Here is a 13,925-nt window from a genome sequence, read left to right on the forward strand (position 1 = left end):
ATCCGTTTTGCAGGGTTAGACCAGATATTTATAACTTCTGTAAAAACCAATAAAAACAAGGATATAATAGGGAAAAACCTTATAGAATTAGGAGAAATAAGGGGTAAAGACCCTTATAATGCTACTTTTGACCTTATATATGAAGAAGAAAACTCTGTAGGTATGGTGGATTTTTATGGATTGGAGGAGCATATTATAAAGATTTTAAATAGACCTGAACAAAATGTATGTACTGATGGAATGATTTCTGATAATCCTCATCCAAGGCTATATGGCTCCTTTCCTAAAGTTTTAGGTAAATATGTAAGGGAAGAGAAAGTCTTATCATTAGAAGAAGCAATATATAAGATGACGAAGAAACCAGCAGAAACTTTTAAACTTAAAAATAGGGGAGAAATAAAGGAAGAAAATTATGCAGACATTGTAATATTCGATTTAAAAAAGATAAAAGACAAGGGAACATTTGTAGAACCTAAACAATATCCAGAGGGCATTGATTATGTTATTATAAATGGGAATATAGTATTGGAAAAAGGAAAATATAACAGGATTATGGCAGGGAAAGTGTTAGAGGGGTGTATAGATGGCGATTGTAATAACTAATGGGCAAATAGTAAGTTCAAAAGGAACGATTGTAAAGGATATTCGGATAGTAGGAGAAAAGATAGAAGATATAGGAATAGATCTAGTGAAGCCTAATGATGAAGTAATTGATGCAAAAGGTTTCTATATACTTCCTGGCGGTATAGATGTTCATACTCATTTTGATGCTGAGGCTGGAGGAATGGTAGCAGATAGTTTTTCAACAGGAACTAAAGCTGCAATTATGGGTGGAACTACCACTATTATAGATTTTGCTGAACAAGTAAAGAAAGGTACCCTAAGGGAAGCCCTAGATGATTGGAAGAATAGGACAAAAGATAATACCTATACTGATTATGGATTCCATATGACCATATCGGATTGGAATGATAATACTTCTAAAGAGATGGAAGAGATGGTTAAGGAGGGGATAACCTCTTTTAAAATGTTTTTTGCCTATGGGGATTTAAAGGTAGATGATAGCTCCATATATGAGGCTTTGAAAAAATCTAAAGAGCTAGGAACTTTAATAGGATTCCATTGTGAAAATGGCGATATAATAGATAGTCTTAGAAAGGAAGCAGTATTAAAGGGAAATATAGAGCCAATTTACCATGAAAAAACAAGACCATCATCCTTGGAAAGAGAAGCAATATCTAGACTTATTACCATAGGAGAGTTGGCAGATACTCCTGTTTATATAGTACATTTAAGTTCTAAGGAAGGATATAATGAGGTGCAAAAAGCAAGACAAAGAGGGCTTAAGGTATTAGCAGAAACCTGTCCCCAATATCTTTTGTTAAACAAAGACTATTATACACCTAAAGGAAAAGACCTATTTGAAGGAGCTAAGTATGTGATATCACCACCTCTAAGGGATAAAGAAAGTAATAAAATATTGTGGAAAGGTCTCAAAGATGGGGAAATAGATGTTATAGCAACAGATCATTGTGCCTTCAATTATAAAGGGCAGAAGGAATTAGGAAAATATGATTTTACTAAGATTCCTAATGGAGCCCCAGGAGTAGAAAATAGATTTAAACTTATATATACCTATGGGATAATGGAAAACAGAATAAATATAGAAAGACTTGTAGAAGTCCTTTGCGAAAATCCAGCCAAAATTTTTGGATTATATCCTAAAAAAGGAGTTATTCAAAGGGGAAGTGATGCTGATATTCTGGTGTTTAATCCTCAGGTTAAGTCTATAATAAAAGCAGAAAATCAGATTCAAAATGTAGACTATAATCTTTATGAGGGATTTCCCCAATATGGTAAATTTGAGTATATTTTTCTAAGAGGACAGATGATAGTAAAGGATGAAGAATTTTTGATATCGAAACCTTTAGGGAAATATCAGAAAAGAGGATTGACTATGAAGGATAATGGAAATGATTATTATATAAGAAGGTGACAAGATTGGATACCATAATCATAAGAGGTGGCGGAGATTTAGCCTCAGGAATAGCCTATATTCTCCATAAAGCAGGATATAAAATAATTATTTTAGAAATAGACAAGCCTCTAACCGTTAGAAGAGCTGTAGCTTTTAGTGATGCAGTTTATGAAGGTGAAACTACTGTAGAAGACATTAAAGGAGTTTTAGCTAAGGATAAAGAAGATATTTGCAAAATCTGGAATTTAGGAGCTATTCCAGTATATATTGATAATAAAGGAAAGATAATTCAGGAGATAAAACCTTTAGCAGTCATAGACGCTATTATTGCCAAGAAAAATCTGGGTACCAATAAATCTATGGCTCCAATTACCATAGGAATTGGGCCCGGGTTTGAAGCTGGTAAGGATGTAGATTTGGTAATAGAAAGTAATAGAGGTCCAAGTTTAGGGAAGATAATTCACTGGGGAAAACCAGAGGAAGATACTGGAATCCCTGGAGAAGTAATGGGATATAAAGAGGAGAGAGTCCTTAGAGCACCTTGTGATGGGGTGGTTAAATCCTATTATGAAATAGGCGATATAATAGATAAGGGAAATGCAATATGCCAAGTAGGAGATGAAAAGGTAATAGCACCTTTCAAGGGGATTTTAAGAGGAATGATAAATGATGGGTTGTATGTAAAAAAGAGGGTTAAAATTGGCGATATAGATCCTAGGTGTTTAAGGAAATATGTTTTTACTATCTCCGATAAAGCTAGGGCCATTGGTAGTAGTGTTTTGGAAGGGATACAATATCTAAGGGAAAAGGAAAATAATTGTAATAATATTTATATATAGAAATTTAGATTATTATCAAATATAATTATGCTATGAATAAAAATCCCATAAGGAGAGGTAATATGCTAGAAGATAGAAAGGTTTTGCATGCACTCAATGAATCTTTAAAGAACAGTAAATCTGTAGCTACAATAACTATCGTAAGCTCAGAAGGTTCTACGCCTAGGGGCGTTGGAAGCTCCATGCTAGTAGATGAAGAAGGAAATATATTAGAAGGTACAATTGGTGGTGGGGCATTAGAAGAAAAAGCTAAAAGGGATGCAATATATTGTATTAAAAGAAATAAATCCTTATTAATAGAATATAATCTAGATAGGGATTCAAAAACTGGGAATATTTTGCCTATGGCCTGTGGCGGTAAGGTAAGTTTATTTATAAAGGTCTATAATTCTCAAGAAAAATTAATCCTTGTAGGGGCTGGTCATGTGGCGGAAAAAATTGCTAAAATGGCTAGTATACTAGGTTATTTCATTACTGTTTTGGATAGCAGGGAGGAAAGATTAACTTCTAATTTATTTCCTGATGTTGAATATTTAATTTTGGGAGATATAGTGGAAAATTTAGAAAAGATGGAAGTTGATCATAATACTTCCATAATAATAGTAACTCATGGGCATAAATATGACCAAGATGCTTTAGAAGTAGTATTAAAATCTAATGCAAAATATATTGGTATGATAGGAAGCAAGAATAAAGTTAGGACTACTTTTAACAACCTTTTAGAAAAAGGTTATTTAAAGGAGGAACTATCAAAAGTTTACACGCCAATAGGATTGGATTTAGGGGGAGAAACTCCTGAAGAAATTGCCTTATCCATTATGGCAGAGATACAAGCAGTGAAGTATGAAAAAGAGGCTCCTCATCTTTATAAAAGCAGGTGGGAATTTTGAAATTAGAAAGTAGATTTTGGATGGTACAAAATGGGGAGAAAGTTTTTGGAAGGGGGCCTTGTATATTACTGAAAACCATAGATAGACTTGGAAGTTTAAACAAGGCTGCAAAGGAGTTAAATATGTCCTATAGTAAGGCCTGGTCTATTATAAATAGGGCAGAAAGGGTTTTAGGGTATTCCCTTTTAGAAAGGGAAACAGGTGGTATTGATGGAGGGGGGTCCTACTTAACCTCTGAGGGAAAGGCGATAATAAAGGCATATGAAGGATTTTGTAAAGAAGCAGAGGAGTCAGCAGAAGAAATCTTCAAAAAACATTTTAAAGATATCTAATATTTTTTTGGGAGCGTTATATTAATAAAAGAATAACGATAAAGGAGTAGGTTTTCGTGAAGAATAGAAACAATAATAGGGGTTTTATGTTGGCCCTTCTAATATTTATTTTTCTTATATCTTTCACCATTGGAAGGTATCCTGTATCTATTCCAACTTTATTGAAAGTTCTATTATCAAAAGTTTTCCCTATAACTAGAACTTGGCCTGATACCATTGAAACCATAGTTTTTAGGGTGAGGCTTCCTAGAATCCTGGCAGCAATGTTGGTAGGAGCATCCCTTTCCCTTTCAGGGGCGGTTTACCAAGGAATGTTTAAAAATCCATTAGTGTCTCCCGATATATTAGGAGTTTCAGCTGGAGCTGCCTTTGGAGCTGCTTTAGCCATATTTCTATCCTTTAATACAGTGGGAATACAGATATCAGCCTTTCTATTCGGCATTTTAGGGGTAGCATTGGTATATTTAATTAGTATAAGAGTAAAAGAAGACCCTTTAATTTCTCTTGTTATCATAGGAATACTAATAGGTTCCATATTCACATCCTTTACTTCTTTGATAAAGTATATTGCTGATACAGAGGATAAACTACCTACCATAACTTTTTGGCTGATGGGAAGTTTATCCGGATTATTGCCTAAGGATGTAAAAAGGATATTCATACCCATATTATTAGGTATAGTTCCCCTATATTTATTAAGATGGAAATTAAACGTTCTTTCTTTAGATGAAGATGAAGCCAAAACATTAGGCCTTGATACGGGAAAGATTAGGATAATAGTAATAATTTGTTCTACTCTAATGACAGCAGCTTCTGTTTCTATCAGTGGAATAATTGGTTGGATAGGCCTTGTAATTCCACATTTAGGGCGAATATTAGTAGGCCCTGATTATAGGGTTTTAGTGCCTACTACCATATTATTAGGCAGTACCTATCTATTGATAATAGATAATATAGCAAGGGCCCTTACAACGGTAGAGATACCCCTTGGAATATTGACTTCTTTAATAGGAGCTCCCTTTTTCATATTTCTATTATTAAATAAGGGAAGGAGTTGGGATAAATGATAGAGGTTAAAGGTTTAAGCTGTGGCTATAGGAATAATATAGTTTTAAAAGATGTGAGTTTTACTGGGGACTCAGGGGATATTATCTGTATATTAGGACCTAATGGTTCAGGGAAATCTACTTTGATAAAGACTATATTAGGTCTTATTAAGCCTTTTAGAGGAAATATATTAATAGATGATGAGAATATTAAAAATTGGAATTGGAGAAAAAGGGCAAATAAGATTAGTTATATTCCCCAATCCTTTAGTTCTACCTTTCAATATAAAGTTAAGGATATAGTATTAATGGGAAGGACCCCTTATTTAAATATTATATCTTCTCCATCTAAAGAAGATATGATAATTGCAGAAGAGGCAATGGAAAAGCTTAATATTTTACATCTTAGAGATAAAGTGTATTCTCAGTTAAGTGGTGGAGAACGGCAGCTAGTAAAAATTGCTCAAGCTATCGCCCAACAATCGGAAGTAATAATAATGGATGAGCCAACTAATAATTTGGATTTTAGTAACCAAATAGTAATGTTAAAGCATTTAAAAGAATGGGCAAGGAATGGAGTAACGGTAATAATGGCCACCCATTATCCAGAACATGCTTTTATATATGGAACTAAAGCTTTGTTGGTAAAGGATGGTAAGGTAGTAGCAATAGATAATCCAAAAGAAAACTTAAAGGAAAAGGAGTTAATATCTTTGTATAATATAGACTTAAAAGTTGTGGAAATAGATTCAAAGGGTAAAGCCATGAAAATGTGCTTGCCAGTATTCTGAAGGGAGAGATAAAATGCTTAAAAGAAATATTTCGTTATTAATTATTTTGACTATAATACTATCAATGTTAGCAGGATGTACTGTTGATAAACAAGTTACTGAAGTTACAAAGGATATTGAAATAGAGGATATGGCTGGAAGAGCTGTTTTAATACCAGCTAAGGTGGATAAAGCTTTTGCTACCATTCCTACAGGAACCATCCTTTTATACTCCTTAAATCCAGAAAAACTATTGGGATGGAATTATGATTTAAGGGAAGGAGAAAAAAGGTTTATAGACGAAAAATATCATTCTTTACCTAATCTAGGGGGAGCGGGGAAAAATGCTATTAATGTAGAAGAAATATTGAAAATGAATCCAGCTTTTTTAATAATGATGGAAGAATTAGATGAAGGTACCATATCTAAAGCTGAAGAATTAGAAGAACAAACGGGGAAACCTGTAATCTTTTTGGACTCAGACCTACATAGGTTAGATGAAGCCTATAGTATATTAGGAAAGGCATTAGGAGAAGAAAAAAGAGCAGAAGAATTGGCCAAATATTGTAAAGAAACTGTGGAGGATATAGAGGAAAATTCACCAAAGATAAAAGAAGAAGAAAAATTAAGAGTATATTACGCTGAAGGACCTAGTGGGTTGGAAACAGAACCTTCTGGTTCTTGGCATGCAGAGATAATCGATTTAGTTGGAGGTATTAATGTAGCAGAGGTAGTCATTAAAGGAGATAAAGGGAAATCAGAAGTATCCATAGAGCAGCTATTGAAATGGAATCCAGATATTATCATTTCTTGGGATGATGAAAGAGGGGGTTATTATTCAGAAATATTTAAAGACCCTACTTGGATGGATATTAAGGCAGTTAAAAATAAGGATGTATATGAAATACCCAATAGACCCTTTAACTGGTTTGATAGACCACCTTCCGTTAATAGGATATTAGGTGTAAAATGGTTAGGAAATCTACTATATCCAGAGGTATTCGATTATAATATGAAAGAGGAAGTAAAAGAATTTTACCAGAAATTCTATCATTATCAATTATCTGAAGAAGAAATAGATGATTTATTGAAAAACTCCACAAGGCATTAATCTTCAATAAGTTCCCTTTTTGGTGCCAGGCACCAAAAAAGGAACTTATTTGTAATATAATTGTAATAATTAAAGGCAGGACAATTAAATATCTTTATAGAAAACCTACAAAGAAAAATTGAAAAATATATGCTATCATATTTAGGATTACAGTTAAAGGGGGGCTTATATATGGTAGCCAAGAAATACATATTAGCAGTTCCAAATTTTAGTGATGGTAGAAGGGAAGAGGTTATTGAAGCCATAGTAGCTGAAGTTAAGGATAGAGAAGGGGTAAAATTAGTAAGTTATGAGCCAGAACATGATTTCAATAGAACGGTAGTTACAATAGTAGGGGAACCGGAGCCTTTAAAAGAAGCCTTAATTGCTATGGCAGGGAAATCCTATGAGCTTATAGATATGAGAGAGCAAAAAGGAACCCATCCTAGGATTGGTGCTCAAGATACTGTTCCCATATTTCCATTGAGGAATATTTCATTAGAAGAATGTGTCCAGTTAGCAGAAGAAATAGGAAGGGAATTATTTGAAAAGTATAAAGTGCCTATATTCTTTTCAGCAGAAAATGCTAGAACGGAAGACAAAAAAAGCATTTCCTTTATAAGGAAGGGCCAATATGAAGGATTAAAGGCGCTGCTAGAGGATTCTAACCACCCAGATTATGAAGATAGAAAACCAGATTTATCTGTAGATGGAAAATTAAGTGAAAAATCTGGTGCAACCATTGTTAGTGCGGATTTAGAAGGATTAACAGCTTATAATGTATTTTTAGCTACAGAAGATGTGAGTATAGCTAAAGAAATAGCCAAGGCGGTAAGAGGACCAAGTGGTGGATTTTCCACAGTAAGAGCAGTAGGGATTAAGTTCCCTGAAAGGGATGGAGTAGTTGTATCTATGAATATGTTCGATTGTGCTTCTACACCACTTTATAGAACTTTTGAATTGGTCAAGCAGGAAGCTAAGAAATATGGTGTAGCTGTTACCGGTTCAGAATTGGTAGGGCCAGTAAAATTAGATTATCTGTTAAACAATTTGGAATACTATTTAGGATTACAAGGATTGAGAAGAGACCAGATACTGGAATCTCACTTGATGGAATAAGGACTGAAGACCTCCCTGTGGTGCCAGATACCAGAATGGGAGGTTATTTTACCATAAAAAGGGTATAAACTTATTAATTAAATTTAAGGGGGTAATACTGTGGGCTTTAAAAAGAGAAAACTGTTTAGCTTTGTACTTGCATTTGTGCTTATTATTGGTATGTTCACTATACCTGTAAAAGCTGAGGAAGAGACGGTGCATTTAACCATCCTAGGGACTACAGATCTTCATTCAAATATTTATAACTGGTCCTATGAGGATGGAAAGGAAGTAGATGATTTAGGGATAGCTAAAGTATATTCGGTAGTAGAAGCAGTTAGAGAGGAAAATCCTAATACTTTATTGTTGGACAATGGTGATACCATACAGGGGACAATCCTTTCCGATGATTTGTATAATACCAAATTAGAACTACTCCATCCAGTAATCGATGTTATGAATTTCATGGGATATGATGCTATGACGCTAGGTAATCACGAATTCAATTTTGGGCTAGATTTAATCCATAAGATAGTAGAAGAGGCAGAATTCCCTATTTTAGGTGCCAATATCTATTGGAAAGATGGCACTAATTTTGTCAAACCCTATACTATAAAGGAAGTGGCTGGTATAAAGATAGGTATATTAGGTCTTGGCAATCCCAATATACCAAGATGGGATGGACCTAAGGTAACAGAATTAGAATTTGAAGCCATAGATAAAGCTGCAGAAAAATATGTTAAAGAGTTAAAGGAACAAGTAGATGTAATAATAGCTACAGCTCATTCTGGACTGGATGCTGAATATGGTGATGCAGACTCAGTCAGACTAGCTATAGAAAAGAATCCAGAAATCCAAGCTATGTTAGTTGGTCATGGGCATATTTCAGTAAATGAAATTGTAGGTACTACATTAGTTGGTGGTGCAAGGGATGCAGGTAGACAGGTAGTAAGATTTGATTTAACTCTGAAACAAGATGGAGAAACTTGGGAAGTAATAGATAGAAAGGTAGATTTAATAGATGTTAAAGATTATGAAGCATCAGAAGAGTTAAAAGAATATGCCAAGGAATATCATGAAGGGACTTTAGAATTCTTAGAAGATGTAATAGGGGTAGCTACTGATGATTTTCATCCAGCTTCTGAAATTAAAGGAATTCCAGAAGGGCAAATTAGGGATACTGCTGTAATAGATTTAATCAATGATGTACAGCTTAAATATTCAGGAGCAGAAATTTCTGCTGCAGCATTGTTCCAACCATCCTCTAATATTAGCAAAGGGGATATAACCTATAGCAGTATTTTCGACATATATAAATATCCAAATACCCTTGTGGGGGTAGAGGTGACAGGGAAAGAGCTAAAGGATTATATGGAATGGTCAGCCTCCTATTTTAATACCTATAAACCAGGAGATGTGACTATAAGCTTTAACCCAGAAATCAGAGCTTACAACTATGATATGTTTCAAGGGGTAGATTATAAAATAGATATATCTAAGCCAGCAGGAGAAAGAATTGTAGATTTGAAATTTAAAGGTGAGCCTGTTAAAGATGAAGGTACCTTTAAATTGACTATAAACAATTATAGACTTAGTGGACTACAAAGTATGGGGATTATAAGTGGAGAACCTTATTTCAATTCAGACCCTATGTCCTTAAGGTCCTATATAGCCCAACATATAAGTGAATTAGGCACTATAGAGCCTAAGGTGGATAATAATTGGGAAATCGTAGGAGCTGATTTAAACCATCCACTAAGGGATTATATAATCCAGCAAGTTAATGAAGGCAAAATAGAAATACCAGTATCTGAAGATGGTAGAAGCATTAATAGTAAAGCATTGAATGTATATGAATTGATAGAAGAAGGGCTAATACCAGAAGAGATGTTAAAAGAAGATCCATCCACACCTATAGAGGTGGAAGAAGTAAAAGAATATTCAGTGGTATCAGGAGATGTGTTGTGGAGAATAGCTGAGAAGTTCAATATGACATGGGAAAAGCTAGCTGAATATAATAAGCTTAAAAATCCACATTTAATTTTCCCAGGTCAAAAGATACTGATTCCTCAAAACTAACTATAATAAGTTCTCGCTAGGGTACTTACCATAGCGAGAACTTATTTCTAATTATAATTTTCGACTAATTTATATTAAATCCTATATATATTTCCCAGGAAAAGGACAAAATATAGTGAAAAGAAGGAAATATGGAATTTATGTAGAATACTCTATATAAGACTATTGAGTAGGGGGAAAATTATGGGAAGAAAGCCTAGAATCGAATATTATGGTGCCATTTATCATGTAATTCAACGGGGAAATGATAGATTACCAGTTTTTAAGGAAGATAAGGAAAAAACTTATTTATTAGAAATTTTAAGTGAAGCCAAGCAGATTTTTGATTTTAAAATTTATGCCTATGTTATAATGAACAATCATTATCATTTTTTGATACAGACTTTCAATATTCCTATTAGCACCATAATGCATAATATAAACACTAGATATGCTAAATACTATAATTGGAAGACGGATAAAACTGGACCCGTATTCGAAGATAGGTATAAGGGAATCTTAGTTCAAGATGAAAGCTATTTTCTTACCCTTATCAGATATATACACAATAATCCAGTGGCAGCAAATATATGTAAATCTATGGAAGAATATAAATGGAGTAGTGATGTGTTCTATAGAATGAATATAGGCAATATGGTAGATATAGATGATTTTTTGGGGATGCTTTCATTAGATAGAAAGAATGCTTCAGAAAAGTATATGGAGTTAATGGATGAAGAAATTACCGATTATGAAGCTTTGAAGGATATATATGAAAGAAGCTCTATTATAGGAAGAGAAGAATTTATTAAATCCATTGAAGAATCGGAAGAAGGGGAAAAGACAACTTTAGATGAAATATTAAAGATATCCTGTCCTACAGAAAATGAATTTAACTTTATAAAAACTGGTTCTAGAAAAAGATATCTCACAAAATACAAAATCAAATACATACAATTGGGGAAAAAAGAAGGATATACCTATGACCAAATTGGAGAGAATATTGGAGTATCGGGACCTTCCGTAAGAAAAATATTAAAAGAATAAGTTCCCTTTTTGGTGCCAGGCACCAGAAAAGAAACTTATTTGTAATATAATTGTAACATTTAGAAGGAAATTATAAATTGTGTATTATACCCATAAAATGGGTAATTGTAAGTTAATATATTTAATCAAAAAAGGGGAGGTATAGATAATGAATTTTAGAAACAAAAGGCTACTAAGTTTATTCTTGTCCTTGGCGTTAGTACTAGGTATGTTCTTAGTACCAGTGAAAAATGTGGTATTTGCTGAGGAAGGAGAAGTAGTTAAACTTACCATTGTCCATACTAATGACGTTCATAGTAGGGTCAAAGGTGATGACGATGTAATAGGGTATCCTAGATTGGCAACAAAGGTGAATGAATTAAAGGCAGAAAATCCAAATGTATTGGTATTAGATGCTGGAGATACTACCCATGGTTTGCCAATAATAACAGTTTCCCGGGGAGAAGCAATGATTAGACTTATGAACGAAGTAGGATACGATGCCATGACTCCAGGCAACCATGATTTTAACTATGGTTATGAGAGGTTAGTTGAATTAAATGAAATGGCAGAATTTCCTATACTGGCTGCAAACGTTATCAAGGAAGATGGAACAAGAGATTTAGATGAATACGCTATCAAGGAGATAGACGGTCTTAAAATAGGCATATTTGGATTGGCTACTCAGGAAAGCAAATATAAATCCAATCCTAAAAATACTGAAGGGGTGGATATTGTTGACCCAGTAGCTAAGGCGAAGGAAATGGTAGAAAAGCTAAAAGAAGAGGAAGTTAATATGATAATAGCTTTAGTCCATATTGGAGTAGATGATGAAAGTGATCCAAAATCTACTGATATAGCTGAAAAAGTAGAAGGAATAGATTTGGTTATCGATGGTCATAGCCACACTCTTTTTGAAGAGGGAAAACTAATTGGAGACACTTTATTAGTTCAAACAGGCAATTACCTTAACAATATTGGTATTGTAAATGTAGAATTTACCGATGGAGAAGTAACTAAAAAGGAAGCTACATTATTCACTAGAGAAGAAGCGGAAGATTTAGAAGAGGAACCAAATATTAAAAGTATTATTGAAGGATTAGATGAAGAAAATAAAGAAGTGTTATCAGTGGTAATAGGTAAAACTAAAGTTAGATTAGATGGAGATAGGGAAATAGTAAGGACACAAGAATCCAATTTTGGTAATTTAATGACAGATGCTATGCTTAGCATAACAGGAGCAGATGTAGCTATTACCAATGGTGGAGGTATTAGAGCACCTATTGAAGTGGGAGAGATTACTAAAGGCAATGTACTAGAAGCTTTCCCCTTTGGTAACTATGGAGTTTTGATGGAAATAAAAGGTGTTGATATATTAAATGCTTTAGAGCATGGAGTTACAGAATATCCAGAATCAGCAGGAAAATTCCCACAGGTAGCAGGAATGACCTATAAAATAGATCCAACAGGAGAAGCTGGAAATAGGGTAAAAGATCTTAAGATTAAAGGAGAACCAATAGATTTAAACAAGGTTTATAAATTAGCAACCAATGATTTTATGGCTGTTGGTGGTGATGGATATGTTGATTTAGCAAATGGAAACATTGTGGCTGAGTTTGCAGCCTTTGATGAGATGTTAGCTCAATATATCGAAGAATTAGGGGAAGTAGATATATCAGTAGAAGGCAGAATAACAGAAGTAGAAAAAGCACAAGAAGAAACCTATGTAGTAAAATCTGGAGATGTTCTCTGGAGAATAGCTGAGAAATTCAACACTACTTGGGAGAAGCTTGCAGAATATAATAAACTTAATAATCCACATCTAATATTCCCAGGTCAAAAGATACTAGTACCTGCAAAATAAATAAATTATAAAAAATTCCCATTCATGGTGTTAGCACTGTGAATGGGAATTTTTTGTGATAGAATTGGGAAGGCGGTTGTTTTTATAAAAATAAATCTTTTTCAATACTTTTTGTACATTTTCTCAATAGATCTACATAGTATTCCATATCACCTTCATTAAGCCTTGCAGCAGGTAAGGATACACTGATACTTGCTACAGCTTTATTTTTTGAATTAAAAACTGGAACTGCAATACATACCAATCCTTTAATATATTCTTCATTGTCAAAGGCGTAGCCTTGTCTTCTTATCTTTTCTAATTCCTTATAAAACTTTTCATTGGAATCAATAGTTTTTTCTGTGTGTTTAACATATTCAATATTGTCTAGTTTAATATCATTATTAAAAGCTGCCAAGGTTTTTCCAAGGGCACTACTATATATAGGAACTTTTAAACCTATATCTAATTCTATTCTTAAGGGTTCCTTAGAAACAATCTTATCTAAATAGAGGACAGATTGATTGTCTATAACACCTAGATTAACTGTTTCATTGACTTTATTGAATAACATTTCCAAATGGGGTCTTGCGATATTCTTTATTGGAATTTTATTTGCTACTTTATTGCCTAGTTCGTACAATTTCATAGAAACAAAATAATCATCACTTTCTAAATCTTGATCTACATAATTTAAATATTTTAGGGTATTTAACATTCTATGGGTGGTACTTTTACCAAAACCAGTTATTTCACTTAATTCACTTACACCTAGTTTTTCGTGTCCAGCTAATATTTCAAGAAGATTCAAGGCTTTCACTACAGATTTTATGATATTTCTATCCAATTCATTATTTTTCAAAACCAATACCTCCATTATTTTACATTATCTCATATTAAGTATATCAGAAAAAATCACTAATCAAATAAAAAAAGAATAAAAAAAACCTTGTCA

General features: G+C 33.5%; 13 protein-coding genes. 12 read left to right on the forward strand and 1 reads right to left on the reverse strand.

Annotation, left to right across the window (positions count from 1 at the left end):
• The 12 genes from C3E90_RS09760 to C3E90_RS09815 form a co-directional block, all read left to right on the forward strand.
• Nucleotides 1–603, forward strand: a 603-nt coding sequence (locus tag C3E90_RS09760; protein WP_236915456.1) for an amidohydrolase family protein, incomplete at its 5' end; no start/stop codon positions are given.
• Nucleotides 584–1,996, forward strand: a complete 1,413-nt coding sequence (hydA, locus tag C3E90_RS09765; RefSeq protein WP_236915457.1) for a dihydropyrimidinase — start codon at nucleotides 584–586, stop codon at nucleotides 1,994–1,996. The genes C3E90_RS09760 and hydA, both read left to right, overlap by 20 nt.
• Nucleotides 1,993–2,817, forward strand: a complete 825-nt coding sequence (gene yqeB, locus C3E90_RS09770; RefSeq protein WP_442870576.1) for a selenium-dependent molybdenum cofactor biosynthesis protein YqeB — start codon at nucleotides 1,993–1,995, stop codon at nucleotides 2,815–2,817. The genes hydA and yqeB overlap by 4 nt, the downstream gene beginning before the upstream one ends.
• Nucleotides 2,818–2,879: 62 nt before the next feature.
• Nucleotides 2,880–3,707, forward strand: a complete 828-nt coding sequence (locus C3E90_RS09775) for an XdhC family protein (protein ID WP_236915459.1) — start codon at nucleotides 2,880–2,882, stop codon at nucleotides 3,705–3,707.
• Nucleotides 3,704–4,039, forward strand: coding sequence for a winged helix-turn-helix domain-containing protein (locus C3E90_RS09780; protein ID WP_236915460.1), 336 nt, complete (start codon nucleotides 3,704–3,706; stop codon nucleotides 4,037–4,039). The genes C3E90_RS09775 and C3E90_RS09780 overlap by 4 nt, the downstream gene beginning before the upstream one ends.
• A 56-nt stretch (nucleotides 4,040–4,095) precedes the next feature.
• The gene (locus C3E90_RS09785; RefSeq protein WP_236915461.1) at nucleotides 4,096–5,106 is read left to right on the forward strand and encodes a FecCD family ABC transporter permease; all 1,011 of its coding nucleotides are present in this window, start codon (nucleotides 4,096–4,098) and stop codon (nucleotides 5,104–5,106) included.
• Complete coding sequence (locus C3E90_RS09790; RefSeq protein ID WP_236915462.1) at nucleotides 5,103–5,876, forward strand: ABC transporter ATP-binding protein; 774 nt, start codon at nucleotides 5,103–5,105, stop codon at nucleotides 5,874–5,876. The genes C3E90_RS09785 and C3E90_RS09790 overlap by 4 nt, the downstream gene beginning before the upstream one ends.
• Nucleotides 5,877–5,889: 13 nt before the next feature.
• The gene (locus tag C3E90_RS09795) at nucleotides 5,890–6,966 is read left to right on the forward strand and encodes an ABC transporter substrate-binding protein (protein WP_236915463.1); all 1,077 of its coding nucleotides are present in this window, start codon (nucleotides 5,890–5,892) and stop codon (nucleotides 6,964–6,966) included.
• A 171-nt stretch (nucleotides 6,967–7,137) separates the two neighbouring features.
• Nucleotides 7,138–8,064: a glutamate formimidoyltransferase gene (ftcD, locus tag C3E90_RS09800; RefSeq protein WP_236915464.1), complete on the forward strand. Its 927-nt coding sequence runs from the start codon at nucleotides 7,138–7,140 to the stop codon at nucleotides 8,062–8,064.
• Between the two features lie 99 nt (nucleotides 8,065–8,163).
• Nucleotides 8,164–10,122, forward strand: coding sequence for a 5'-nucleotidase C-terminal domain-containing protein (locus tag C3E90_RS09805; RefSeq protein WP_236915465.1), 1,959 nt, complete (start codon nucleotides 8,164–8,166; stop codon nucleotides 10,120–10,122).
• 183 nt (nucleotides 10,123–10,305) lie between these two features.
• Nucleotides 10,306–11,148, forward strand: a complete 843-nt coding sequence (locus C3E90_RS09810) for a transposase (RefSeq protein ID WP_236915466.1) — start codon at nucleotides 10,306–10,308, stop codon at nucleotides 11,146–11,148.
• A 148-nt stretch (nucleotides 11,149–11,296) separates the two neighbouring features.
• The gene (locus C3E90_RS09815) at nucleotides 11,297–12,991 is read left to right on the forward strand and encodes a 5'-nucleotidase C-terminal domain-containing protein (RefSeq protein ID WP_236915467.1); all 1,695 of its coding nucleotides are present in this window, start codon (nucleotides 11,297–11,299) and stop codon (nucleotides 12,989–12,991) included.
• Between the two features lie 82 nt (nucleotides 12,992–13,073).
• Here C3E90_RS09815 and C3E90_RS09820 read toward each other — a convergent pair whose 3' ends face one another.
• Nucleotides 13,074–13,832 carry an IclR family transcriptional regulator gene (locus tag C3E90_RS09820; RefSeq protein ID WP_236915468.1) on the reverse strand — a complete coding sequence of 253 codons (759 nt, stop codon included), beginning with the start codon at nucleotides 13,830–13,832 and terminating at the stop codon, nucleotides 13,074–13,076.
• Nucleotides 13,833–13,925: the final 93 nt, after the last annotated feature.

The organism is Clostridium sp. Cult2, assembly GCF_021655075.1.
Lineage (GTDB): Bacteria > Bacillota > Clostridia > Tissierellales > Tepidimicrobiaceae > Schnuerera.

What these genes read in the sequence shown, in the direction of transcription:
- ftcD (WP_236915464.1), top strand. Translation starts at nt 7,138, where the DNA reads ATGGTAGCCAAGAAATACATATTAGCAGTTCCAAATTTTAGTGATGGT.
- C3E90_RS09795 (WP_236915463.1), top strand. Translation starts at nt 5,890, where the DNA reads ATGCTTAAAAGAAATATTTCGTTATTAATTATTTTGACTATAATACTA.
- C3E90_RS09810 (WP_236915466.1), top strand. Translation starts at nt 10,306, where the DNA reads ATGGGAAGAAAGCCTAGAATCGAATATTATGGTGCCATTTATCATGTA.
- C3E90_RS09790 (WP_236915462.1), top strand. Translation starts at nt 5,103, where the DNA reads ATGATAGAGGTTAAAGGTTTAAGCTGTGGCTATAGGAATAATATAGTT.
- hydA (WP_236915457.1), top strand. Translation starts at nt 584, where the DNA reads ATGGCGATTGTAATAACTAATGGGCAAATAGTAAGTTCAAAAGGAACG.
- C3E90_RS09815 (WP_236915467.1), top strand. Translation starts at nt 11,297, where the DNA reads ATGAATTTTAGAAACAAAAGGCTACTAAGTTTATTCTTGTCCTTGGCG.
- C3E90_RS09775 (WP_236915459.1), top strand. Translation starts at nt 2,880, where the DNA reads ATGCTAGAAGATAGAAAGGTTTTGCATGCACTCAATGAATCTTTAAAG.